At 42.5% G+C, this 25,475-nt stretch carries 18 protein-coding genes; 13 read left to right on the plus strand and 5 right to left on the minus strand.

The window, feature by feature from the left end; genetic code table 11:
* Window positions 1–96 precede the first annotated feature (96 nt).
* Window positions 97–1,041 (minus strand): 50S ribosomal protein L3 N(5)-glutamine methyltransferase, encoded by a 945-nt coding sequence (gene prmB, locus K5R16_RS10955; RefSeq protein WP_220737600.1) that lies wholly within the window; start codon window positions 1,039–1,041, stop codon window positions 97–99.
* A 79-nt stretch (window positions 1,042–1,120) separates the two neighbouring features.
* Here prmB and smrB point away from each other — a divergent pair, with 79 nt between their 5' ends.
* Window positions 1,121–1,651 (plus strand): endonuclease SmrB, encoded by a 531-nt coding sequence (smrB, locus tag K5R16_RS10960; RefSeq protein ID WP_220737601.1) that lies wholly within the window; start codon window positions 1,121–1,123, stop codon window positions 1,649–1,651.
* Between the two features lie 70 nt (window positions 1,652–1,721).
* On the opposite strand, the gene sixA is transcribed toward smrB, so the two are convergent.
* The gene (gene sixA, locus K5R16_RS10965) at window positions 1,722–2,192 is read right to left on the minus strand and encodes a phosphohistidine phosphatase SixA (RefSeq protein ID WP_220737602.1); all 471 of its coding nucleotides are present in this window, start codon (window positions 2,190–2,192) and stop codon (window positions 1,722–1,724) included.
* Window positions 2,193–2,594: 402 nt separating this feature from the next.
* On the opposite strand from sixA, the gene K5R16_RS10970 reads away from it, so the two are divergent.
* The 3 genes from K5R16_RS10970 to K5R16_RS10980 all read left to right on the plus strand — a co-directional run bounded on the left by K5R16_RS10970 (window position 2,595) and on the right by K5R16_RS10980 (window position 11,065).
* Entirely contained in the window at window positions 2,595–5,384 is a 2,790-nt protein-coding gene (locus K5R16_RS10970; RefSeq protein ID WP_220737603.1) for an insulinase family protein, read from the plus strand.
* A gap of 244 nt (window positions 5,385–5,628) precedes the next feature.
* Window positions 5,629–9,909 carry an EAL domain-containing protein gene (locus K5R16_RS10975; protein ID WP_220737627.1) on the plus strand — a complete coding sequence of 1,427 codons (4,281 nt, stop codon included), beginning with the start codon at window positions 5,629–5,631 and terminating at the stop codon, window positions 9,907–9,909.
* Window positions 9,910–9,988: 79 nt separating this feature from the next.
* On the plus strand, window positions 9,989–11,065 hold the full coding sequence (locus tag K5R16_RS10980) for a hypothetical protein (RefSeq protein ID WP_220737604.1): 1,077 nt from the start codon (window positions 9,989–9,991) through the stop codon (window positions 11,063–11,065).
* A gap of 212 nt (window positions 11,066–11,277) precedes the next feature.
* Here the strand turns inward: K5R16_RS10980 and K5R16_RS10985 are convergent, their stop codons facing one another.
* The 3 genes from K5R16_RS10985 to fadI form a co-directional block, all read right to left on the minus strand.
* Entirely contained in the window at window positions 11,278–11,478 is a 201-nt protein-coding gene (locus tag K5R16_RS10985; protein ID WP_220737605.1) for a hypothetical protein, read from the minus strand.
* Between the two features lie 184 nt (window positions 11,479–11,662).
* Entirely contained in the window at window positions 11,663–13,783 is a 2,121-nt protein-coding gene (gene fadJ, locus K5R16_RS10990) for a fatty acid oxidation complex subunit alpha FadJ (RefSeq protein WP_220737606.1), read from the minus strand.
* 5 nt (window positions 13,784–13,788) lie between these two features.
* Complete coding sequence (gene fadI, locus K5R16_RS10995; RefSeq protein ID WP_220737607.1) at window positions 13,789–15,099, minus strand: acetyl-CoA C-acyltransferase FadI; 1,311 nt, start codon at window positions 15,097–15,099, stop codon at window positions 13,789–13,791.
* A gap of 236 nt (window positions 15,100–15,335) precedes the next feature.
* On the opposite strand from fadI, the gene K5R16_RS11000 reads away from it, so the two are divergent.
* From K5R16_RS11000 to putP, 9 genes are all read left to right on the plus strand, one after another.
* The gene (locus K5R16_RS11000; RefSeq protein ID WP_220737608.1) at window positions 15,336–16,292 is read left to right on the plus strand and encodes a MoxR family ATPase; all 957 of its coding nucleotides are present in this window, start codon (window positions 15,336–15,338) and stop codon (window positions 16,290–16,292) included.
* Window positions 16,293–17,222, plus strand: coding sequence for a DUF58 domain-containing protein (locus K5R16_RS11005; RefSeq protein WP_220737609.1), 930 nt, complete (start codon window positions 16,293–16,295; stop codon window positions 17,220–17,222).
* The gene (locus tag K5R16_RS11010; protein WP_220737610.1) at window positions 17,223–17,744 is read left to right on the plus strand and encodes a DUF4381 domain-containing protein; all 522 of its coding nucleotides are present in this window, start codon (window positions 17,223–17,225) and stop codon (window positions 17,742–17,744) included.
* Window positions 17,744–18,748, plus strand: a complete 1,005-nt coding sequence (locus K5R16_RS11015; RefSeq protein ID WP_220737611.1) for a VWA domain-containing protein — start codon at window positions 17,744–17,746, stop codon at window positions 18,746–18,748. The genes K5R16_RS11010 and K5R16_RS11015 overlap by 1 nt, the downstream gene beginning before the upstream one ends.
* Before the next feature lie 2 nt (window positions 18,749–18,750).
* Complete coding sequence (locus tag K5R16_RS11020) at window positions 18,751–20,658, plus strand: VWA domain-containing protein (RefSeq protein ID WP_220737612.1); 1,908 nt, start codon at window positions 18,751–18,753, stop codon at window positions 20,656–20,658.
* A complete protein-coding gene (locus K5R16_RS11025) occupies window positions 20,652–22,283 on the plus strand; it encodes a BatD family protein (RefSeq protein ID WP_220737613.1) in 1,632 nt (543 codons plus the stop codon). Before K5R16_RS11020 ends, K5R16_RS11025 begins: the two co-directional genes overlap by 7 nt.
* A gap of 168 nt (window positions 22,284–22,451) precedes the next feature.
* On the plus strand, window positions 22,452–23,015 hold the full coding sequence (locus tag K5R16_RS11030) for a sigma-70 family RNA polymerase sigma factor (RefSeq protein WP_220737614.1): 564 nt from the start codon (window positions 22,452–22,454) through the stop codon (window positions 23,013–23,015).
* The gene (locus tag K5R16_RS11035; RefSeq protein WP_220737615.1) at window positions 23,008–23,712 is read left to right on the plus strand and encodes a DUF3379 domain-containing protein; all 705 of its coding nucleotides are present in this window, start codon (window positions 23,008–23,010) and stop codon (window positions 23,710–23,712) included. The genes K5R16_RS11030 and K5R16_RS11035 overlap by 8 nt, the downstream gene beginning before the upstream one ends.
* Window positions 23,713–23,847: 135 nt before the next feature.
* Window positions 23,848–25,299, plus strand: a complete 1,452-nt coding sequence (putP, locus tag K5R16_RS11040) for a sodium/proline symporter PutP (protein WP_220737616.1) — start codon at window positions 23,848–23,850, stop codon at window positions 25,297–25,299.
* The last annotated feature ends 176 nt before the right edge of the window (window positions 25,300–25,475 follow it).

Below are 25,475 nucleotides of genomic sequence, written 5' to 3' on the forward strand. Positions count from 1 at the left end.
ACACCTCAATTTTCATAATTAGATTAGTACCCACTGCACAAAACGAAGTAGGTACTCACATATAGCAGCCACATTAAGCTAGATGGCTAACCGCTATTATTCACTATCTTTGTAGATAACGAATAGTGATTCATTCTCAACTAGCTGATCACGTGTGAGGATAAACACCCCATCACCACCATTTTCAAAGCTTGCCCAAGTGAATGGCACGTCAGGGAATTGCTCAATGATATGCACCATAGAGTTACCCACTTCAACCACCAACAAGCCATCTTCTGTTAGGTAATCCGCAGCATTAGCCAAAATACGCTTAGTTAAATCTAAACCATCACGACCTGATGCTAAACCGATTTCAGGCTCATGATGATACTCATCAGGCATATCACCGATATCTTCGGCGTCGACATATGGAGGGTTTGATACAATCAAGTCATACTGCGGACCTTTTGGAATCGCAGAAAACAGATCCGACTCCATTGGGAAGACCCTATCCATGACACCCAGTGTCTCGATATTAATCTGCGCCACTTCTAAAGCATCATCACTAATATCCAATGCATCGACTTCCGCATCTTCAAACTCATAAGCACAAGCGATTGCGATACATCCGCTGCCAGTACAAAGATCCATCACACGATTAACTTGCTTATTATATAGCCAAGGGCTAAAGCGGTTAGCGATCAGTTCAGCGATTGGTGAACGAGGAACCAGCACTCTTTCATCAACATAAAACTCTAAACCGGCAAACATCGCTTTATTAGTAAGATATGGAACCGGTAAACGCTCTCTCACTCGACGAATGATTAACTCGACGATTTTGTGTTTTTCACTGATCGTCAGGTTAGAGTGAATGACTTGTTGGCCAAGCTGTTCTGGCAGGTGTAATGCATGAAATACCAATGCAATTGCTTCATCCCAAGCATTGTCAGTACCATGCCCATAGTAAATATTAGCATCATTAAAACGACTGACGCCCCAGCGCAACATATCACCGATAGTTCTTAATTCATTAACGGCTTCATCAACAAAAATCTTATCCAAAATTCACTCCAACGTTTTTATTCCGACTCATTGTAACTGAACTCTATTCATATGGCATCGGATTCAATAAAATACCCTTATGAATAAAAAAACAGATAAAGATGAATTGGCACTATTTGCCGAGCTGACAAAGGGAATGAAACCTTTGGAGCAAAACAAACGCCACTTCAAATCAGCGCCTAAAGATCGCAAAGTGATTGAAGAAAAAGAGCAACAGCTACACGCTGACAGCTTCTTTTCAGATACTTATCAACCTTTGCTGCCAGAAAATGGTCCAATGAAGTGGGCAAGAGACGATGTTGATAGCTTTGAGGTTAAGCGTCTGCGACGTGGCGATTACGCTCCAGATCTTTTATTAGATCTGCATGGTATGCGGCAATCCGAAGCAAAGCTAGAGCTTGCAGCACTGATCCAAGCCTGTGTAAAACAGCAAAGTCACTGTTGCTGCATTATGCATGGTCATGGAACAGGGATTTTAAAGCAGAACATTCCGATGTGGTTAGCACAGCATCCCCATGTAAAAGCATTCCACCAAGCCACTAAAGAATGGGGCGGTGATGCGGCTCTACTGGTGCTAATCGATATTGGTGACCTTCCCTATCGTCGCTGAGAAAATGATTTTAATGCCATAAAAAATGAGTCCATTCGGACTCATTTTTTAGCAATAAATTAAAGCAATTTTAACCAATCATATGCGGTGCATACTGCCACTCTAATGACGTATTCCCCGCAGTATTAGTGATCAGTGTCGTACCTGAAGTCGCAAACAGTGGTGGCTCAATACCTGGGACCAATTCACTCACTAAATACCCCAATAACGGCATATGCGCTAAAACCAGTACATTGTCTGCCTCATAGTGTTCAGCATAGGCAACAATGGTATCGGCAACAGTCGCTGGATCGCCCGCAGGAACAAGTTCATCAAGGGTTAGCCATTTTCTAGGCTTTGGAAAGTGCTTCTGCACCTCTTGCCAACTTTGTTGTGCGCGCAAATATGGACTTACCAATACTAAATCAAACTCAGTCACGCTCTGACCTAACCAATTGCTCATCATGCCTGTGTGCTGGCGGCCTAAGTCAGTTAATGTGCGTTCTCTATCTGAGTGGGCATTAAAGCCCGCTTCACCATGTCGCATTAAAAATAGCTGCATACTTCGTGGCTACTCCCAATTTTTATTGTTATTAGCTAATTGTAGTCTGAATATTGACAGCAACATACCGTTTTTTGTTATTAATTAGTCGAATAGCACATAGTCACGCTTTAGGATAAATAACACCGTTATCCCTCGTAGCAGCCATCAAGCTAAAATTGCACCATATTTAGCCAAACAGAAAGGTTTATTTGCTGTTTAGCCAGCTTGTGTTTGAAGATAAGTAAAAATGATGGCAAGTTAAGTTATTACAGTAAACTTGAGCACCTCCTACACGTGCTTAGGCACCAAGAACTGATGCAGCTACTTGATGGGAATTAGGTTTTACCCGTGCTTTATCTGTAAGAGATTACTAAAGTAAGTATCTAGATTTGTGCTGTTCGATCAATTGGAGCAATGCTTTTGCCAACAAATAAAAAAGTTATCACCAGTCCAAATGACCACCGCAAGTACCGTAGTTTAACCCTAGACAATGGGTTGGCGGTACTGCTAGTCGAAGATAGTCAGTCAACCGAAGCCGCTGCATCGATGGCAGTAGCTGTAGGTCATTTCGACGATCCAGTTGCTCGACCTGGTATGGCTCACTTTCTTGAACATATGCTGTTTTTGGGGACAGAGAAGTTTCCTGAAGCTGGCGAGTACTCTGCCTTTATCAATCAGCATGGCGGCAGTAATAACGCATGGACAGGCACTGAGCACACTAACTTTTTTTATAGCATTAACGCTGCACAATTTGAGGAATCACTGGACAGGTTTAGTCAGTTTTTCGTCGCGCCTTTATTCGATGTCGCGCTTGTAGAACGAGAGCGGCACGCCATTGAATCCGAATTTAGCATGAAGTTAAAGGACGATATTCGTCGTGTCTATCAAGTACAAAAAGAAACCGTCAATCCTGCTCACCCATTTTCAAAGTTCTCTGTCGGCAATTTAGAAACATTAGCAGGAGATGAATCAGATTTAAGAGCGGAGTTAATCGCTTTTTATAAAGAGAAGTACAGCGCGAACAAAATGACGTTGTGCATTGTCGCGCCAAATAAATTAGATGAATTAGTCAAACTAGCTAAGCTTTATTTTGGGCAAATAGAACATCGAGAACTAGCAGTGCAATACCCCGACACGCCTATTTATTTAGCCAAGCAGCTACAATCAAAAATCAATATCGTCCCGCTAAAAGAGCAAAGACGAATTGCGATTACATTTGCTCTACCTGCCCTTGAAGCTTTCTACAAACACAAACCATTGACCTTTATTAGCCACCTTCTCGGATATGAAGGAAAAGGCAGTTTACTCTCTTATTTAAAGGAACAAGGCCTCGCTAATAACCTTTCTGCTGGGGGCGGTGTTAATGGCTATAACTTCAAAGATTACAATATCAGCATTCAACTGACAGACAGAGGTTTAAACAATCTCAAGCTCGTTATTGACTGTGCTTTTGAATATATTGCCTTGATTAAAGAACATGGACTTGAAGATTGGCGATACGGTGAAAGAGCTGCGTTACTCAAGGTCGCGTTTCAATACCAAGAGCAAGTAAAAGCATTAGATTTAGCAAGCCATTTAAGCATAAACATGCACCACTACGATATTGAAGATGTTGTATACGGCGATTATCGAATGGATGGTCTCAACGTTGCTGAAACAGAGCAGCTTTTGGCATTGATGACACCAACTAATATGCGGTTACAGCTTATTGCTCCTGAACTTGATACTGATAAACAAGCCGCTTGGTACCACTCTCCTTATCAAATACGACCAATTCCCTTGGATGATTTAACACGTTGGTCAACGCCTAATATACGCCCCGAATTAACGCTACCAGCAGCAAACCCATTCATTATTGATCATTGCGTTGCCAGAGCAGAGAAAAGCAATGGCGCAGTGCCCCTAGTCGTTGCTCAAGAGGATGGCTATCGTATTTGGCACAGAAAAGATGATGAGTTTAATGTCCCTAAAGGGCATCTGTATCTGTCATTAGACTCAGCACAAGCCGCTGCTTCGCCAAAACATGCTGCACTAACAAGACTATACGTTGAGATGCTGCTCGATTACCTGACCGAGTTCACCTATCAAGCTGAAGTGGCGGGTCTTAGCTACAATATCTACCCACACCAAGGCGGGATCACGCTTCACTTAACCGGTTTCACCGGCAAGCAACAAGCACTCTTGTCTCTTGTGATAGAAAAAGCACGTGAACGAAACTTTACCCAAAGTCGCTTTGAATTAATCAAAAGACAAATTTTACGCAGCTGGTATAACCATACTCAGGCAAAGCCAATATCCCAGCTCTTTACCAGCTTGACTGTCACGTTGCAAAAACGCAGCTTTGAACCTAGCCGTATGGCTGAATTGCTTGAAGACATAACCCTTGAAGATCTGCACGCGCATGTTAAAAGCTTTTATGAAAAGGTACATCTAGAGGGACTAGTTTACGGAGACTGGTTGGAGAGTGAAGCAAAATCTCTTGGCATAAAACTTGATAAAATTCTCTCGCTGGTAACCTCTCCAAGTGCAGAGTCATCGAGGGAGTTAATTGATCTAACCAATAAAGGTACCTTATTAAGAGAGATCCCAGTCGCTCACCAAGACAGTAGTATTATTGTCTATTACCAATCTGATACCGCGACTCCTGATAATATGGCAGTGTTAAGCCTGTTGAATCACACTATGTCTTCAACTTTTTTCCATGAGTTAAGAACCCAAAGACAGCTAGGTTATATGGTAGGAACAGGCTACCTACCTCTTAATCGCTACCCTGGTATCATTTTCTATATCCAATCACCTAGCACTGGCCCACAGATTTTGCTTGAGGCCATTGACGAGTTTATTGCTGATTTTACCTACGCCATATTACAAATAACTAATGAGCAATGGGAGGCGACTAAAACAGGTCTGATAAACCAAGTTATGGAGCACGACTCAAACCTTAAGACCCGCAGTCAACGCTATTGGTCAAGCATAGGTAATAAAGACTTTCAATTTAATCAACGCGAACAAGTTGTAGCGCAAATTGAAACATTAACACGTTCTGATTTAATCAAATTCATTATGAATAAAATGCGCACTAAGCACTGTGACAGACTCGTGCTGTTTAGCACCGGAGAATCTCATCAAGAGCAAACTCCACTAGAGTCCAACAATATGATTCTAGACCTTAGAGCGTTCAAGCTTAAAGCTGAACAATTTGATTACTAACGACTATAATTTCAGTGATAATTAGAGCGCGGATAGAATCCGCCCCACATTTTTTATCGAGAGGTAAAGGAATCAAAAAGGAAGAAAAACAAGCTAAATGGACAGATATCATACTGAAAAGGACACAGATAATGATAATTAGCTACAAAATACACGAAGGTTTTTGACAATGACTTCACTTTCTGAAAAGGTGAGTATTAACCCCTGTTGCCTTATGACATTGACTAAAAATAAAATTAAAAATATGCCTAAGACATTACTAAAAATTGTACTTTTTTTACTCATCTCTTTTGTCCCTATACAGTCCTCTATAGCTTTTACGCTAAACTCGGTCGCTTTAGGTGTTCCCGAGGGGCTCTCGCAGAGTAACTTAACCTCAATAGTTGAAGATGCTGATGGTTATGTTTGGATTGGAACCCTTAATGGCCTGAATCGCTACGACGGTAAACACTTTCGACATTACTTCCCATCTGAAAGAAACGAGTTAGCAAGTGCATTTATCAGAAGTCTGTATATCAGTCAATCGGGCTCTATGTATGTTGGTACAGATAAAGGTTTATCAATATATGATTCGTCTCTAGATAAACTAATCTCATCAAAAAATTTGGGCTTTGAGATAAATGATGCTATATGGACGATCAACGAATATGACAATAATATATTTATTGGGACTGAAAATGCTATATACATTTTGAGTGAACTGAATAACAAGAAATTATCACTTAAAAACAAATACTCTGGTGACTTTGGCACGGTAAAAAACATAATAATGTTTGAAAACACGATGTTCATTAGAAACTATTCTGGTGTCATATATTCAATTTCCGATAGTGTTGACTTAGTAACAAACGATGCCAACTCCATAAAAATAATTAATGGAAAAATAATTATTTTCAAAGAAAGTGGAGTATTCGAATATATCAATGAAAAGTTGACTCAAATTTCTACAACTAAACTCATTAGTGTTACAGAACAGTCTGGTCTAAATTTTGGTTTAAACAAAAATTCAGTATTCATGATAGACAATGTCGAACAACCAGTTTTTATTGGAAAATTAAATGTATCAGAAAAATCTTTAGAGCACCCACAAATAATTAGAGGTCGTACGAAAACATTTATTCTGAACCAAAATAATGGTTTTTTCATGATTGATGACAATAGCAACCTAATAAAAAATAAAATAGTAAATAGTGGCAATGTTTGGTCGATTTCTCCGAATAGTACAAATAATTTACTGGTCGCTTCTGATGATCAATTTATTCGTCTATATGATAAAGACCTAAACATCATTGAACTATATAATTCTAAAATCAAAGGTCCTAAATCTGCGGTTAAAATTGGAAAGCTAATTTATGTCGCTAGCTCAAAAGGTTTTTTCTCTATAAATACAACAGACGGAATTATAAATAACATTGTTGATGGTAGCTTTTTTATTGCCAAATCTAAAAAAGATGGTGGAAGCATATATGTCGGTTCTACTTCAGGAAGTATTCTACAATACTATATTGATACTGGATTTATACAGGAATATATAATCGACAAAGATAACCCAGTCTTTGATATAAAAGAAAACAACAACTCATTATTCGTCGCAACACAAGGTGGATTATTTGAACTTGCAAATGATTTGGTCACTCCAATTTATACAAAGCAAATGGTGCTCAGCATTGACATTTTCAATGAGCAAATATTGTTTGGAACCAGTTCAGGGTTAGAATATCTATCCACAAAAAATGGAAGTGTGGAATTGATATATAGTAAGAACAACCCAATATTTTCAATAACACAAAACAACAACTTTATTTTAGCCTCTTCTGTAAATGAAATAATCTTAAAGAACAAAAAAGATGGAAGTTTATACACTTTAACAAAAGAATTGGGTGTTCAGGAAGAGTATAATACTCATGCTATTTTAAAAGGAAATGAAGGGATATATATAGGCGGAATTTCTGGAGTTAGTTTTGTTTCAATAAAAAAATTGATTACATATTTATCATCAAGAGAAAAACTGGATGTAACGCTCGATGAACTATTGATATTTAACATTCCTGAAACACCTAGTGGAGGAGTGTTAAATAACAAGTTAAGTAAAACCGAAAAACTTAGACTAAAGTATTCAGACTATCCATTTACATTATCTTTTCATAGCCCTAAAAGTCCACTACAAGATATCAATTATATTTACCAGATGCGTGGTCTTTCAGAGTCGTTAATTAATTCAGAAGGTATTAATTCTGCTACTTATACAAATCTATCTCCTGGCGATTATGAATTTGTAGTTTATGCGATAGATCCTGTGACAAGCCAACCAGGAACAGAGAGAAGATTAAACATAGAAATAACCCCTCCATGGTGGTTATCAACTCCAGCTAAAGCGTTATATTTTATAGTAGTGCTTTTAATATCCATTGCGACGATAAAAATTGCGATGAGAAGAAGAGTTGTTCAAAGGCAGATCGCAAAAAGTGAAGAGCGCTTAAAGTTGTCATTGTGGGGTAGCGGTGATGAGATGTGGGATTGGGACATTGAAACAGGCCAAATTTATCGTTCCAATATTTGGGGATCGTTAGAATTTCCCAGAGATGGTCAGCGTTCAGGTCAAGAGGGCGAAGAAAGTAATATCCACCCTATGGACCAAATTCGAGTACGTGATGCCTTGAATAAGCATTTTTATGGCGAAACTGATCATTTTGAAGCCGCCTACAGAGTAAAAGGCAAGTCTGACGATTGGGTGTGGATTTTAGATCGTGCAAAAATTGTAGAGCGTGACGAGAATGACAATGCACTGCGTATGACAGGCACAATCAAAAATATTAGTAACTTTAAGCAAGCCGAAGAACAACTGAGACTTTTTGAGCGTGCAATTCAGAATATTTCTGAAGGTATGTTTATTTTGGATAACGAGTTCTGTTTTGTAGAGGTCAATGAGGCCTGTTGTGATCTTTCAATGCTAAGTAAAAAGGACTTTATTGGCACACTGTTTAATTTTGACCTATATCCTGATAGTTACTCCGAACAGATCCGCTCCATACTAAAGCAACAAGGTCGATGGAGTAATGAAGTCGAATCAGCAAGAGGCAACGGTACTAGCTTTTTAATGGAATTAACTATCGATGCCATTTACGATGACCAAGGTGAATTGTCTCACTATGTTGGTATTTTCTCTGATGTCAGTCGACGTAAACAGCAGGAAGAAGAGCTAAGAAAGCTCACTAATAACGACTTACTGACTAACCTCCCCAACCGTTCTAACCTTATGGTAACGCTGGGTAACTTGGTTAAAAGAGATTCTCACCATACCTTAATGGTTTTAGATCTCGATAATTTTAAGAAAATTAACGATTCTCTGGGTCACCAAGTCGGTGATGAGTTACTTATTTTAGTCTCTGAACGAATTCAAGCCGCCGTGCCACATCACACCAGCATTTATCGTTTAGGTGGAGATGAGTTTGCTATTTTAATAGACAAAAATCCTGATATTGGTGTCAGTGCCGTTATAGCAAAAACCGTTATCCATGCCTTTGAAACTGCATTTCAACTGTCTGCTGAAAATGTTGTGGTTGGCGTAAGTATCGGTATTGTGTTGTATCCTGAAGACGATCAAAACGAGCAAGCACTGCTGCGTAAAGCGGATATTGCGATGTACCATGCTAAATCTGGAGGCGGTAATCGCTATCAATTCTATTCAGAATCACTCAATAAGAATGCGATTAGGCAGTTAGAGGTGGAAAACCTAATACGTGAAGGTATTAAAGATGATCTGTTTGAAGTGTACTACCAACCAAAAATCGATTTAAAAACAGGTAATATGGCGGGTATGGAAGCACTGGTTCGCTTAAATCATCCAGAACATGGCTTAATTCCGCCTAACAGCTTTATCCCGCTAGCCGAAGAGAACGGACTCATTGTTGAAATTGGCGATATTGTGCTAAGAAAAGCATGCTTTGCTGCGCAGAAATGGCGCTCTCAAGGTTTATTTAATGGTCGTGTGGCTGTCAATTTGTCCTCAAAACAGTTTGCTCTACCCGATCTTCAACAGCGTATTGAATCTGTATTACGCCTAACTCAGCTGCCTGCAGCAAACTTAGAGCTTGAAATAACCGAAGGAACAGTAATACGTGAGCCGGAGAAAGCGATAAAAGTAATGCAGCAACTCTCAAAAATGGGCGTGAGTTTAGCCCTCGACGACTTTGGTACGGGTTATTCTTCGTTGTCATATTTAAAGCGCTTTCCAATCCATACACTTAAAATTGATAAAGCTTTCGTTGATGATATCGATAAATCAGATCGCGACTTGAAAATGGTCGACTCGATTATCACTATCGCTCACAATATGGGGCTTTCAGTGGTAGGTGAAGGTGTGGAAGAAACGTCTCAACTAAGTATTTTACGAGCACTTAAATGTGAAGAGATCCAAGGCTATATATATAGCAAAGCAGTAACCGAACATGAGTTCACTAATCTTCTGCACAATGATACAAATGCTAAGCCATTAAAAGCAGTCTCACTAAATAAAGCGCAATAACCCAACGATGTAAACATTGGCACAACATCTGCAACAACCTTCTCAATAGTCAAAAAAATGATACTTTGAGAAGGTTAAGATGAAAAAGATAATTAATGGATTAGTTGCTTCAGTTGCATTTGCATGTTCACTCCCTGCTATGGCTTCTAGCCACACGTCAATAGAGAGCTTCAATAGCAATCATCTGATGATTGACCTACAAGCTGCTTATCACACTGATATAACGTACTCCAAAGTAAAACCATTACTTACTGCTGGGGTTCCTCACATCAAAGTGAAGCCACTGCAAACCGCTGGCGTACCGCACATCAAGGTGAAGCCATTACTTACTGCTGGTGTACCGCACATCAAAGTTAAACCATTACTTACTGCTGGGGTTCCGCACATCAAAGTGAAGCCACTGCAAACCACTGGCGTACCGCACATCAAGGTGAAGCCATTACTTACTGCTGGCGTACCGCACATCAAAGTTAAACCATTACTTACTGCTGGCGTACCGCACATCAAAGTAAAACCATTGCTTACTGCTGGCGTACCGCACATCAAGGTGAAGCCACAGCAAACTGCTGGCGTACCACACATCAAAGTAAAACCATTACTTACTGCTGGCGTACCGCACATCAAAGTTAAACCATTACTTACAGCTGGCGTACCCCACATCAAAGTAAAACCATTGCTTACAGCTGGCGTACCGCACATCAAAGTAAAACCATTACTTACTGCTGGGGTACCCCACATCAAAGTTAAACCATTACTTACTGCTGGCGTACCACACATCAAAGTGAAGCCACAGCAAACTGCTGGCGTACCACACATCAAAGTAAAACCATTACTTACTGCTGGCGTACCGCACATCAAAGTAAAACCATTGCTTACTGCAGGCGTACCGCACATCAAAGTTAAACCATTACTTACAGCTGGCGTACCGCACATCAAAGTTAAACCATTCCTTACAGCTGGCGTACCGCACATCAAAGTAAAACCATTGCTTACAGCTGGCGTACCGCACATCAAAGTGAAGCCATTACTTACAGTTGGCGTACCACACATCAAAGTAAAACCATTACTTACAGCTGGCGTACCGCACATCAAAGTAAAACCATTACTTACCGCTGGCGTACCACACATCAAAGTTGTTAACCAAGCTGCGGCATAGAGGAGAATAAATTATGTTTGATTCAATAATGCAAATACTCGGTCTCGCTAAACCAGCTCGTAAGAAAGTTAAGCTACCTGAAGGGCTAAATCATCTAGAAGTGATCCCGGCCAAAGGTTGGTGGAACTAAGTATCAGCTGAGAGATATGACGGGTGATATAAACAAAAAAAGGAGCTTAGCTCCTTTTTTTGTTTATATCCATTGCTGCAGTTTACATGTTTATCGAAGCGCCCTGCTTACCCATCGCTTTACGATAAGCCAGTTGCTTATGCGAATTAAGCAGCGGATAAGCCGCAGGGCCAAACAGTGCACCAGCCATCGCCCACCGTTTTACAGGTAAGCCGGCATTAAAAGCAGCCTGTCCAAGTAAAAAACTGGATAAAACTAAAAATAAAATAATTGGGAATACCACTTACCTACACCTCACATCAAATAAGTCAGCGTCCATACCTTAAAATCTTCAAGCTGGGCATTATATCCTCTCTGACACCTAAAAGAGAGTGTTTTTTAGTCAATTAATTGCCGCAAGCATAAAAAAATGCGGCTAAATGTAGCCGCATTGTTAATTTTTTGACGCTTTTGAGATTATTTAAGCATTACTTGAAGAAGTAGCTCTGCTCATTAGCCATCTGTTTTAGCAATTCTGCAGGTGCAAAGCGGTCACCAAACTGAGATTGATATCCACTTAAGATCTCCACCAACTTAGCAGGACCAAGCGTGTCAATGTAATGGAATGGCCCTCCTAAGAAAGGCGGGAAGCCAATCCCAAATATCGCACCAATATCACCATCTCGAGCCGAGGCAATAATACCCTCTTCCAAACATCTTACCGCTTCATTGAGCATTTGCACTACACAGCGTTGAGCAAGCTCACTTGCATCACTATTTTGACCCGGAGTTAACCCGAGTACAGTGTATACACTGCTGTCGACTTCTTTTGCCTTCTTCTTACTACCGTATTGATAGAAGCCCTTGCCGTTTTTACGTCCTTTACGGTCATCGGCTAACAACTTATCGAATGCCGATGGAGCCTTAAATCGCTCTCCAAGTTCAGCTTCTAAAATAGGTGAAATTTTGGCACCAACATCTATACCAACTTCATCAAGCAGTGTCATTGGTCCGACTGGGAAACCAAATTTCACCAAGGCTTTATCTAAATGCTCAACACTCTGCCCTTCTAACAACAGTTGTGCAGCTTCATTCATATAAAGAGCCAGAATACGGTTTACGTAAAAACCTGCGCCATCTTGAACCACAATAGGTGTCTTGCCTTGCTTGCGTGCGAATGCAACAGTTGTTGCGATCGTCTCGGCAGAGGTTTTTTCATGGGCAATGACCTCGACTAAAGGCATTTTTTCTACCGGTGAGAAATAATGCAAGCCGATGACATTTTCTGGGCGAGTTGCTGCCTCAGCAATTTGTGATATTGGTAGCGACGAGGTATTTGAAGCGAAAATGGTGTTTTCACCACATTCTCGTTCTACATCTTTGACCATTTGATGTTTAAGCGACAGATCTTCAAAAACTGCCTCAACGACGATATCGGCATCTTTAATCCCTTTATATTCTGTCGTTGTCGTCATCAACGCCATTAAGTTGTCACGCACAGCAGGCGTCATATGGCGGCGCTTAACGCCTTTATCGAGCAACTTGTATGCGTAAGATAGCGCATTACTTAAACCAGTCTCACTAATGTCTTTCACCCGAGCCGGAATTTTTGCTTTAGTGGTCGTTACAGAAGCAATACCACCGCCCATCAAGCCGCCACCTAAGATCATCGCTTTTTTGACTTTACGAGGTTCTACATCACCAGCGCCAGTCTCTTTTTTCATTTCAGTCGTAGCAAAGAAAATACTTCTCAAAGCTTCAGACTCTTTCGACATAACGAGATCAGAGAAGTGACTTGCTTCCACTTCTAAACCTTTAATCAAGCCCTTAGTCATACCTTGACGAACACAATCGATGATCTTGGCTGGAGCAGGATAATTGCCCTGGGTTTTCTTAGCGACTTGTTTACCAGCTTGATCAAAAATAATATTTCGGCCTGCACTGGTGCCTTCAAGCATTTTGTTGATAAATGACTGCTTTTTCTTTTTAGCTGTGCGTTTACCAGCCAACGCCATCTCAATCGCGGTGCGCATTAATATCGACTCAGGTACCGCATCATCGACTAAGCCCATTTTTATGGCTTGCTTAGGTCTAATCTGCTTACCCGTTAGCATCATATCTAATGCCGTTGTAATGCCGACCAAACGCGGTAAACGCTGAGTACCGCCACCGCCAGGCAGTAAACCCAATTGTACTTCAGGTACGCCCATCATTGTCTTGCTATTTAAGCTACAAACTCGTTGATGACATGCCAATGCTAACTCTAAACCACCGCCTAAACACGCACCGTTAATTGCAGCAACGACAGGGATAGATAAGTTTTCTAACTCATTAAAAACCACATGCCCTTGTTGAGAAAGTAACTTAGCATCCATTGCTGTTTCGCATGCATCTAACATTGAAATGTCAGCACCGGCAACAAAAGAATCCTTCTTACCAGAAACTAACACCAAGCCCTTTATGCTGCTGTCTTGCTTTATTTCAGCAAGTATCTCACTGATCTCGGGACCAAATTCGCTACGCAGCGTATTCATGGTCTCACCTGGAACGTCCATGGTTAATATGGCAATACCATCTTCTCGGCGAGCTAAATTAAATGTCTTTTCCATTTCGATTACTCCACTTCAACTATCATTGCTGCGCCTAAACCACCAGCTGCACATGCAGTCGCAAGACCCGTTCCGCCACCACGACGTTTAAGCTCATGACAAACCTGAGTGATCAGTCGTGTACCGGTTGCTGCAAAAGGATGCCCATAAGCTAGTGAACCGCCTAATACATTGAATTTGCTCATATCGATTTCACCAATCGCACGATTACGGCCTAGTTTCTCTTCGGCAAACTTCTTTGAACCAAACATCTGCATGTTAGCTAAAGTTTGTGCTGCAAATGCTTCATGCATCTCAATAAGCGTCAGATCTTCTAACTCCATACCCGCGCGCTTAAGCGCCATTGGCGTAGCATAAGATGGCCCCATCAGCATATCTTGCCACACATCAATGGCAGTAAATGCATAACTCTTGATGTAACCAATCGGCGTATAACCTAATGCTTTAGCTCTACCCTCACTCATTAGCAATACCGCAGATGCACCGTCAGTTAACGGTGTACTGTTTGCCGCTGTAACCGAGCCATGTTTACGGTCAAACGCTGGACGAAGTTTTGCGTAAGATTCAAGCTTAGAGTTCTCACGGATATTGTTATCACGGTCGATAAAAGTTTTATACGGTGGTACATGAGCGGCCATCACTTCTTCAGCTAACTTGCCAGCATTCCATGTTTCAGTCGCTAACGTGTGAGATCGATGGGCCAGTGCATCTTGATCAGCACGGCTAATGTTGTAAGTTTTTGCCATCTGCTCAGCTGTTTGTCCCATTGACAATCCAGTTGAATACTCAGCAACAGCTGGCGGCACAGGCAATAGATCTTTTAAACCTAAACGGCGGAAAATTGATAATTTCTGGCCAAAGCTACGTGCTTTATTGAGATCAACAAGCGCATGTGCGAGTTTTTTAGATACGCCAATTGGTAATACTGAAGATGAATCTGAACCACCAGCAATACCTATTTCCATATTGCCGGTCAAGATTGACTCTGCAACGTTCACCGTTGATTGGAAGCTAGTTGCACAGGCTCGAGTGACACTATAGGCATCGGTACTGATATCCATGCCAGTACCCAAAACAATCTCACGCGCGATATTTGGCGCTGCAGGCATTTGCACAACTTGACCATACACAAGCTGTTCGATGAGTTTAGGGTCTAGTTCTGAACGTGAAATTAGTTCATTCACGACCATTTTGCCCATATCTAACGCAGATACACCATGAAATGCGGTCGCTTGTTTAGCAAATGGCGTTCTTAATCCCGATACAATCGCGATTCGTTCGCCTCTAGCGTTAGTTAATTGCTGTCTATCACTCATTTTTCACCCTCTTGTTCTGCGTCGCTAACCCTTGAAGTTGCTCGCTTTTTTATATCCCTGAGAAACCTGCAAAATAACCAACAAACAGGTCTGACCATTAAAGTGTGATCTGATTCTAACTTTTAAATGAAAAATTTTAAACACTTGTTTGTTTTTTAACACTAGCCAAAACCCGATTGAATTATTTACCATAGAGATTGTCCATAGTCTCTATACATAATAAATTGAGTACCATCATGCCTTTGAGTCGATTTCATGCACTACGCGAATACTTAAATACCGTTATTCTCGGACAGCCGACATTAACTGAAAATTTACTCATCGCGCTTATCGCCGATGGACACTTACTTGTAGAAGGGCCTCCAGGCCTTGCTAAGACTCGTGCAGTTAAAGCTTTGTGCGATGGTGTCGAAGGCGACTTTCACCGAATTCAATTTACTCCTGACCTATTACCCGCTGACCTAACGGGCACAGATATCTATCGCGCTCAAACTGCCACATTCGAATTTGAAGCAGGTCCAATATTTCATAACCTAATACTGGCTGACGAAATTAATCGTGCTCCAGCAAAGGTTCAGTCGGCATTACTTGAAGCCATGGCAGAAAACCAAGTGACTGTCGGCAAGAATAGCTACCCACTGCCAGAGTTATTTTTGGTAATGGCAACGCAGAACCCACTTGAGAATGAAGGGACTTACCCGCTTCCAGAAGCACAGTTAGATCGCTTTTTGATGCACCTTAATCTTGACTACCCGAGTGCAGAAACAGAATTTGAAATTTTACGTTTGTCGCGTAACGAAGCATTAAAGCAAGAAATCCCGACTATGACGCCGATAATTCAAGGGGATATTTTTGCCGCGAGAGAGCAAGCATTACAGATCTACCTCGCTGAGCCACTTGAAAAATATATCGTCGACATTGTAATGGCAACGCGTCAGCCCGCTGCCTATAGCACCGAGCTTGCAAGTTGGCTTGAATATGGTGTCAGCCCACGTGCAACCATTTCTCTTGAGCGCTGCGCTAGAGCTCGTGCCTACTTATATGAGCGCGATTTTGTGTCGCCAGAGGATATCCAAGCAGTTGCACCCAATGTATTACGTCATAGGTTACTGCTTAGTTATCAAGCACAAGCGGACGGTGTATCGGCAGATGATGTGATTAACCATATTCTTTCTCAGGTTGCGGTACCTTAAATGCTCAAATCAGATCTGCCACTTTTTGCTGATGGCATCAACATCACTGAAAAAGAGCTACTTGCTTGCCAAAACATAGCACGAGCCTTGCCTGAGAAAAGGGCTAAGGCTAAAGCTAATTTGGCCGGACATCGCTCTAGTGCAATCAAAGGCCGTGGTATGGAGTTTGCCGAGGTTCGGCATTACCAAAGTGGTGATGACGTGCGCACGATAGATTGGCGCGTAACGGCTAGAACAGGCAAAGCCCACACCAAGCTGTTTGTCGAGGAACGTGAACGGCCAATCATTATCTTGCTAGATCTGAGCCATAGCTTGTACTTTGGCTCCAGCTTATTGCTACAAGCGGTGCAAGCCGCTCATGTTGCGACCACTCTGGGCTGGAACGCGATATTACATGGCGACAGGCTCGGCGCTATCATCGCCACTGAACAAGAACATATTGAGCTAAAACCTCGCAGTCGTCAGCAGGGAATATTGCAATTAGTTTCTGCGATTAAGCAGTTACATCAACGTCAACTTAAGGCTATCTCAGAGCAAGAGGCAGACCCCGAGCACATGCTAAATGCCTGTAAGCGTTTAAGGCGTATTGCCAAGCCAGGATCATTAATTTGGATAGTTTCCGATGGTTGTCACTTTAGCCCCGCGTGTTTAGCCATGTTGTCAGATCTAAAACGCCACTGTGATATGGGCGCTTTTTTGATTACCGACCCGTTGCGGGAAGGTAATCTTGCGTTGCCAAAACACTTTAAACTACCGGTTAAAGACGGCGGAAAAGAGCGCATTATCGACAGGCACAGTTATGAGCATTGGTTACAAAGCCAACAAAAAATTAAAGCGGAATTCACCAATATGATGCAAAAAATAAATGTTGAAACTCGCTTTATTGATGCAGGTAAACGCCTCAACCAGCAGCTCGGAGCATTTAGATAGATGGCGCTACAAACACCAGCAGCAAATCCTGCATTAGCATCACTGCAAGATATCCAAACTCCTGTTGAAATTGGTTTATGGCCAATTGCCTATGGCTATTGGATCCTCATAGCCATCGCGCTTATGTCATCGATTGCGATGTTTGTCTACTTGAGTAAACGCCGAAAGCACAACGCTGCAAAACGAGCGGCGATAGTCGAGCTCGCTGAGCTCGACCTTAAAGCCGCTAATTATATTGCTAACGTCAGTGCTGTGTTAAAACGCGCGGCAATGAGCTACTGCGAACGGGACTTGGTTGCGAGTTTATCTGGCAGCGCGTGGCATAAATGGCTTAGCCAACAAGTTAAACAACCGCCGACTGAATTATGTGAATTACTCAGTCTCAGCTACCAGCGAGAACCATTAACCGAGTCACAAGCTATCGCTTTGAAGCTGTACGCTGAGCAGTGGTTGAAAAATGCATTACCTCTGCCAACCTCTAAAGCAACTTCAATTGGGCTGTCGCAAATGGAGGCCAAATAATGTTGACCTTAGCACTGCCTTGGTTACTACTGCTGTTACCTCTGCCACTCTTATTAAGAAAAAAACAACAGTTGCAACAAGCGAAATTAGGTGGACATCTCTATCTTCCAGGTAGCGATGTCGAAGCACAGAGTTTACCGAGCAAAACAGAAACGACATCGACGAAAGGCTATTGGCTGGTGTGGGTTTTAATAGTGTTTGCCGTTGCAAGGCCATTATGGATGGGTGAGCCGATAGAGTTGCCTAGCAAGGGAAGAGATCTAATGCTATCGGTAGATTTATCTGGCAGCATGCAGATTGAAGATATGGTCATTGACGGTAAAGTCACCGACAGGTTTACCCTTATTCAGCATGTGATAAGCCAATTTATCGAGCGCCGCAAAGGCGATCGCATTGGCCTTATCCTATTTGCTGATCATGCTTATTTACAATCTCCTCTCACCCAAGACCGACGTACCGTTGCTCAATACTTAAACGAGGCCGAGATAGGTTTGGTAGGCCGGCAAACCGCAATAGGCGAAGCAATCGCGCTGGGGGTTAAGCGCTTTGACCAAGTAGAAAACAGCAATAGAGTGCTTATTTTGCTTACCGATGGCTCTAACAATGCGGGCGCAATATCGCCAGAGCAGGCAACCGATATCGCAGCTAAAAGAGGGATCACCATTTACACTGTCGGTGTTGGCGCCGAAGTCATGGAACGTCGTACCCTTTTTGGCAAAGAACGAGTTAATCCTTCAATGGATTTAGATGAGACCCAGCTTAAACAGATAGCAGAGAAAACGGGTGGCAGCTATTTCCGCGCTCGCAATACTGAAGAGCTCGAGCGCATCTATCAAGAGATCGATAAACTAGAACCGATTAGCCGAGAGCAACTCAGTTATCGACCACAATCAGAACTGTTTTATTGGCCACTTGGCTTGGCATTATTGCTCACCATATTAAAAAGCCTTGGGCAGCTATCTGTATTCAGCAATAAACCCAAACAGCCATCGAGAGGTCGTTAAGCATGCATTTTATACGTCCAGAATGGCTATTAGCGCTCATCCCGCTGGCTATGGTGTTAATGTTTATTAAAAAGAATCACGGGGCTAGTTCCAGCTGGGATCAATATATAGCCCCTCACCTCGCGAACATATTACTTAGTCGCACTGATAAAAAACGTAGCCACAATATTGCATACCTTGCAATGGCATGGTGTATTGCTGTTGTTGCTCTTTCTGGTCCCGCGATTGATAAAACGCCGCTGCCAGTTTACGAGTCAGCACAAGGACGAGTCATTGTGATGGATATGTCTCTGTCTATGTATGCCAATGACCTTGTACCAAACCGGTTGACCCAATCAAAGTATCGAGCAACAGATCTGCTTGGATCGATTGCTGAAGGTGAAACAGGTCTTATCGCTTACGCTGGCGATGCATTTACGATTAGCCCGTTAACTCGAGATAACGCCACGCTATTAAACCTACTGCCTACATTAACGCCAAGTATCATGCCAACAAAAGGCTCTAATATAGAAGCCGCACTTGAACATGCTAAATCACTGTTAAGTCAGAGCGGACATATTAGTGGTGACGTCATTTTATTTACCGATGGGATTTCCCCCTCGCAGCTCAGTGCCGCTCAATCGGTGTTAAAAGGCAGTGGCTATCGGTTAGGAATTCTAGCATTTGGTAGTGAACAAGGCGCTCCAATTAAGCTGCCTGACGGCCAACTATTGCGTGACAATGCTAACCAGGTGGTTGTCGCAAAGACTGATTTTGGATTACTGAATTCATTAGCTGCTGCGAGTAATGGTACCGTCATCGCAACACGTGCAGACGGTCAAGATATTACGCAACTGGTCGATTGGCTAGCCACCACTAAAGATACAAAAGAGAGTGATAGGCAAGGCGAAGTTTGGCAAGATCTGGGCGGTTATATCGCACTGTTACTGCTGCTGCCAGCCCTTCTCAGTTTCAGGCATGGATTGCTTGGTGCAATCGCTTTGCTGATAGTTTTACAACCAACACAACCCGTTTACGCTAACAGCTGGGATGATTTGTGGCAGACTCAAGATCAACAAGCTGCTAAAGACTACCAAGCCGCGCAGTATGAAACCGCTGCGCAAAAGTTCGAGCAAGCTCAGTGGCAGGCTAGTTCTCATTATAAAGCGGGACAATATGATCAAGCACTAACAGGGTTTGAGCAAGACAACTCTGCCAATGGTCTCTATAACCAAGGCAATGCACTGATGCAGCTTGGTCAATATGATAAAGCCGAAAAACGCTATCAAGATGCACTTGAGATGGCACCAGATATGGATAGCGCACAGCAAAACCTTGCATTGGCGAAAGAATTACAACAGCAACAGCAACAAGACTCCCAGGGCGACGGCGACAACCAGAAAAATTCAGATGAAAAACAAAACTCAGAGGATCAACAAAAGAGTGATGAGCAACAATCTGATGACGGTCAGCAAAGTGATAAAGAATCCGATGATAGCAGTTCAGACTCAGACAGTGGTCAGGGAGAACAAAAGCAACAACCGTCAGATGACACAAACTCCGGCGAAGATGCTGCTGATGAATCGCAGCAGAGTGGCGCGAGTGATCCTGCACAAGATAAGCCTAATAGTAACGAAGCGCCCATGGAAGCAAAAGGGTCTGATGACAAAACCCCAGAAGATAAGCCACAGGAAAATCCACAACCAGCGAATGCTCAACAAACTAATGAATCTGAAGACTCACAACAGGGTGATGAACCAGCCTCTATGGCACCTGCTACAGCCTCTGATGAGCCGCTGCCACCAGAAATGGAAAGAGCTTTAAGAGCGATTGCTGACGATCCGCAAGTATTACTGCGCAATAAAATGCAGCTTGAATATCAAAAACGACGCCGCCAAGGCATTAACACCAAGGAAAACCAACAGTGGTAATTCGACATATACTGCTACTCTTTATACTCGCCATTGCGACCACTACGCCCGCCTATGCGATTACGAGCTTACAAGCATCTGTTGACCGAAACCCGGTCATAGAAGGTGAATCGCTCGTATTGACTGTGGTTGCTGATGATGATGTTAATAGTGGCGAGCTCAACACTTCTGCACTGCTTAAAGATTTCATTGTTGGCCGAACGAGTATCAGCCGCAGTAAGCAAATAATGAATTTTGATGCTCGAAACGAAACCCGCTGGCAAGTGCTGCTTTCACCAAAAACGCGTGGCAATGTGACTATTCCGGCCTTTCAGATACAAGGAGTTAGCTCGAGTCCGATCACGCTTTCAGTGGTAGACAGAAGCAGCCAACCGCAGCAGAAAAAAGATATCTTTATGCGTGTAAGCTTATCGTCTGAAGAGGCTTACGTCGGTCAAATGCTAACCTACCGAGTTAAGCTTTATCTTGCCCTTGAGCTTCAACGTGGCGTGCTTAGTGCCCCCGTGTTACAAGGCGCTCAAATAAAACAACTTGGTGAAGATAAAGACAGCAATGAGATAATCAATGGCAAACGCTACCGAGTCATAGAACGTGCCTATGCCATTATTGCTGACCAACCGGGAGAGCTGACCATTAATGGTGCAAGCTTCTCCGGCGATGTACTGGTGCAAGCCAAGCGCAATGGTGGCATGTTTTCATTCAATGAAAGTAGGCCAACACAAACACAAGCGCCTAAATCAGTGGTACTCATCAACCCTGAGCCAGTCGAATATCAAGGTCAGTGGTTAGTGTCTGACTTAGTGGTAATAAAAGAGGATTGGCCTGAGTCGCCAGTCGAATATAAAGTCGGCGATCCCATTACCCGCACTATCACCTTGTTGGCATCAAATACAGATGAAACTAGCTTGCCTGAATTACAACTTTCGGTACCTTCTGCACTAAAATCATACCCAGAGAAGCCGCAGAGAAAGTCGTTTGTTCGAGATAAACAAATGGTGTCACAACTGACGCAAACTACCGCCATAGTCGCCACAAAAGCGGGAACTTATACTTTACCTAAAATTAAAGTGCCGTGGTGGAATCCGCACCTTAAGCAACAGCAATACGCAACGTTACCAGCGCGCACTATTGTTGTAACAGGTGGCGCAGCAGAAATAGCAACCAATCCTCCAACCACCAGTACTACAGCCAATACAGACGCAGGATATTGGCCTTGGATAAGCGCAATACTCGCCATCTTATGGTTAGTGACATTAATGCTGTGGTTAAATGCTAGAAAGCAACAGCCGCAAAATACACAACCGATACCAATCGAAAAAATAACGCCGCCAACAAACAGCCGTAAGGCACTTCAGAGCAGCTGCGCAGCGAAAGACCCAACCGCGGTTATAAATGCACTAAGAGCCTATTTTGCAGATGTAAATGCAAAGCCAATGACCTTGCAAGATATTGCTAAGCAATCAACAGAGCTATCAAGCATGGTAAAGGCTTTGCAACAATCGGCCTATAGCGAGCAGAGCACTAACATTGATTATCAGCGACTGTTAAAACTGGCGTTATCAACAAAAGCAACCAATAAGCAGCAACACACTTCTGCTCTTAGCGCTTTAAACCCAAAATCCTAACGGTTCGGAATTATCTACTGCAAATCATAACAAGACGCTCCTTTGGGAGCGTTTTTTATATAAATGGCTTCTTTATCAGCTAATTTAGACTTTATTTACCTGCAATTGGTATTCGAAGTTGAACAAGGTTAAGCTGTGAAATATTGATCCAGTTAGAAAAAAGTAAAAATGTTTGATAGTTGGCGAAATAAAAGGTCTAGCTCCACGGTCTCTTCAGACATGGTTAGCAAACAAAGACGATACGATAGCCTTGTCAGGGCACTTCATACCGATATATACCGTTATGCCTATTGGTTATGCGGCGATAAACATATCGCTGAAGATATCACTCAAGAAACCTTTCTACGCGCTTGGCGCTCGCTTGATTCATTGAAAGATGAAAAAGCTGCAAAAGCATGGCTGATCACTATCCTTCGTCGTGAGAATGCTCGCCGTTTTGAACGTAAGCAATTTAATTATTCAGATGTTGAACAAGAATTTATCGAAGATACGTTCTCCGGAAGCACTGAAGACCATGCAGAACAACACTTATTGCAGAGACAGATTTCAAAGTTGGAACTTGAATATCGTGAACCACTATTACTACAAGTGATAGGCGGTTTCAGTGGTGAAGAGATAGCTAAAATATTAGATCTCAATAGAAACACCGTAATGACACGTTTATTTAGAGCTAGAAACCAGCTTAAAGATGTACTCGAACAACCGACTATCAGAGGTCAATCCAATGGATGAACTTAAATTTCGCCGCCAAGCTTATGGTGAGCCAAATAACCAAGATCCCGAGTTCCTTCAAGCTGCAATGGAATCGGCTGAAAGAGAAGCTTTTTTAAATGATTTAAAAGGCTTAGATAACAAAATCGAAAATGCGCTTAAAATTGATGTGCCAGACGATCTCGCAGCCAAATTACTGCTGCGACAGCAGTTGCAGCATCATCATTCACAGCGCCGTAAAACAGGCTTTGCATTTGCAATGGTCGCCTCGGTAGCATTTTTAGCTGGTATTACTTTTACCCTATTAAGAATGGGACCCGTCGATTTAGGGCAGCATGCATTAGCGCATGTTTATCATGAAGATAAAGCGTTACATGTTGACCAAAATGTGCAATATCAAGATGTTAACTTTCAGCTCGCCTCTTTAAATGGCAGCAGCGACATGAAGTTTACCCAGCAGCCAGGCAAAGTGTTTTATAGCACCTACTGTGATTTTCAGGGCGTCCAGAGCCTGCACTTGGTAATGCAAGGTGAATCAGGAAAAGTCACGCTGTTTATCGTGCCTCTAGAAGATAGAATGGTGCTTGACGAAGCTTTTGCTGATAATAAGTATAAAGGAATGGGCTTTGAAACAGACAACGCCTACATGTTGCTTGTTGGTGAAGGAGCAGAAGATCTTAATCACGTGAAAAACGAGATTAAGCAAACATTCATCTAAAGCGTTCACAACCAGTAGCGCTATCTTTGCGCTACTGGTTAGATCTCAATCACACTCCCATCAATTATTGAGCTACAGCTCAAATATCTGCTAGCATAGCGCCACAACTAAAAATGATAAAAGCGTAAATATCTCATGACCATAGAATTACCCATTTTAATTACCTTCATTGGCTACTTAGCTTTAATGATGGGGATCGGCCTTTGGGCTTACAAAGCAACAGACTCAGTAGACGATTATATTTTGGGTGGTCGTGGTATGGGACCTGGCGTAACAGCGTTAAGTGTCGGTGCTTCAGATATGTCTGGCTGGTTGCTTCTCGGATTACCTGGCGCTGTTTACTTAGGCGGTTTGGGTGAAGCTTGGATCGGCTTTGGACTGGTTTTTGGTGCTTGGCTAAACTGGCTGTTTGTCGCTAAAAGATTGCGCATTTATACCGAGTTTACTGATAACGCCCTTACCCTACCTGATTTCTTTGAAAAACGATTTGAAGACAGCAAAGGCATACTCAAGTTAGTTTCAGCGGTCACTATTTTAGTCTTTTTCACCTTTTATGCATCATCTGGCATGGTCGGTGGCGCTATCTTATTTGAAAAGGTTTTCGGCCTTGATTACACCCTAGCACTGATCATTGGCTCTACCATTATTGTGGCTTACACTTTCGTTGGTGGTTTCTTTGCCGTTAGCTGGACGGACTTTTTCCAAGGTTGCTTGATGTTAGTGGCTCTATTAATCGTGCCGATTGCTATCTTCAGTCAGCCCGAAACGCAGCAAGGTTTTGAAGCTTTAGATCCTGCTATGCTGTCGTTGTTTAGTGAAAATACTACCGTTATCGGTTTAGTCTCTCTGCTCGCTTGGGGACTAGGTTATTTCGGTCAACCACATATTTTATCGCGTTTCATGGCCATTGGTTCTGCCAACGATATTACCGTATCACGCCGTATTGCAATGAGCTGGATGGTCGTCGCACTATTTGGCGCCTTAGCTACCGGCCTTGCTGGTACACTCTATTTTGCAGCAGAACCATTAGAAAACCCAGAAACGGTATTTATTCACTTAGCCCACGCTGCCTTTAACCCTTGGATTGGCGGATTACTGATAGCAGCAATTCTGTCAGCAATTATGAGCACAATTGATTCACAGTTGTTGGTGTGTTCAAGCGTGATTACAGAAGACTTTTACAAAAAATGGTTACGTCCTCAAGCGGAAAGTAAAGAGCTTATGCTTGTGGGTCGTATTGGCGTGCTCGCCATTGCCGTCATCGCAGGAGTTGTTGCCCTGAACCCAGAAAGCAGCGTGCTTGGTCTGGTAAGTTATGCTTGGGCAGGTTTTGGCGCCGCATTTGGTCCTGTGGTATTGATGTCGCTTTTCTGGCGTGATTACAGTCGCAATGGCGCAGTCGCCACTATTGTTGTCGGTGCGGTCACAGTGGTAGTTTGGAAACAACTTAGCGGCGGATTATTTGACCTTTATGAAATCCTCCCAGGCTTCCTATTTGCTACCATCGCAGGTGTGCTTATCAGTAAGTTACAGGCACCATCTGATAAAGTGAAAGCACAATTTAGCGAGTTCGAAGCTAAGCTGTAATCGAGTAAATTAACATTAGTTCTAAAAAGCGTACATCTGTACGCTTTTTTTTATCCCTTAATTCACATCGAAAAAAAAGTCGGCGTTACATACTCTTAACCATAAGTTAAACCTTAAGCATTCCCCAAGCCTTTATGCTGTATAGCTTCTTTAATCATATTCAATCGAAAGAATGA

Origin of the sequence: Shewanella sp. c952, from assembly GCF_019654975.1 — a bacterium.
In the GTDB taxonomy this organism is placed as follows: domain Bacteria; phylum Pseudomonadota; class Gammaproteobacteria; order Enterobacterales; family Shewanellaceae; genus Shewanella.

What these genes read in the sequence shown, in the direction of transcription:
- smrB (WP_220737601.1), top strand. Translation starts at nt 1,121, where the DNA reads ATGAATAAAAAAACAGATAAAGATGAATTGGCACTATTTGCCGAGCTG.
- sixA (WP_220737602.1), bottom strand. Translation starts at nt 2,192, where the DNA reads ATGCAGCTATTTTTAATGCGACATGGTGAAGCGGGCTTTAATGCCCAC.
- K5R16_RS10975 (WP_220737627.1), top strand. Translation starts at nt 5,629, where the DNA reads ATGCCTAAGACATTACTAAAAATTGTACTTTTTTTACTCATCTCTTTT.
- K5R16_RS10980 (WP_220737604.1), top strand. Translation starts at nt 9,989, where the DNA reads ATGAAAAAGATAATTAATGGATTAGTTGCTTCAGTTGCATTTGCATGT.
- fadJ (WP_220737606.1), bottom strand. Translation starts at nt 13,783, where the DNA reads ATGGAAAAGACATTTAATTTAGCTCGCCGAGAAGATGGTATTGCCATA.
- fadI (WP_220737607.1), bottom strand. Translation starts at nt 15,099, where the DNA reads ATGAGTGATAGACAGCAATTAACTAACGCTAGAGGCGAACGAATCGCG.
- K5R16_RS11000 (WP_220737608.1), top strand. Translation starts at nt 15,336, where the DNA reads ATGCCTTTGAGTCGATTTCATGCACTACGCGAATACTTAAATACCGTT.
- K5R16_RS11005 (WP_220737609.1), top strand. Translation starts at nt 16,293, where the DNA reads ATGCTCAAATCAGATCTGCCACTTTTTGCTGATGGCATCAACATCACT.
- K5R16_RS11010 (WP_220737610.1), top strand. Translation starts at nt 17,223, where the DNA reads ATGGCGCTACAAACACCAGCAGCAAATCCTGCATTAGCATCACTGCAA.
- K5R16_RS11015 (WP_220737611.1), top strand. Translation starts at nt 17,744, where the DNA reads ATGTTGACCTTAGCACTGCCTTGGTTACTACTGCTGTTACCTCTGCCA.
- K5R16_RS11020 (WP_220737612.1), top strand. Translation starts at nt 18,751, where the DNA reads ATGCATTTTATACGTCCAGAATGGCTATTAGCGCTCATCCCGCTGGCT.
- K5R16_RS11030 (WP_220737614.1), top strand. Translation starts at nt 22,452, where the DNA reads ATGTTTGATAGTTGGCGAAATAAAAGGTCTAGCTCCACGGTCTCTTCA.
- K5R16_RS11035 (WP_220737615.1), top strand. Translation starts at nt 23,008, where the DNA reads ATGGATGAACTTAAATTTCGCCGCCAAGCTTATGGTGAGCCAAATAAC.
- putP (WP_220737616.1), top strand. Translation starts at nt 23,848, where the DNA reads ATGACCATAGAATTACCCATTTTAATTACCTTCATTGGCTACTTAGCT.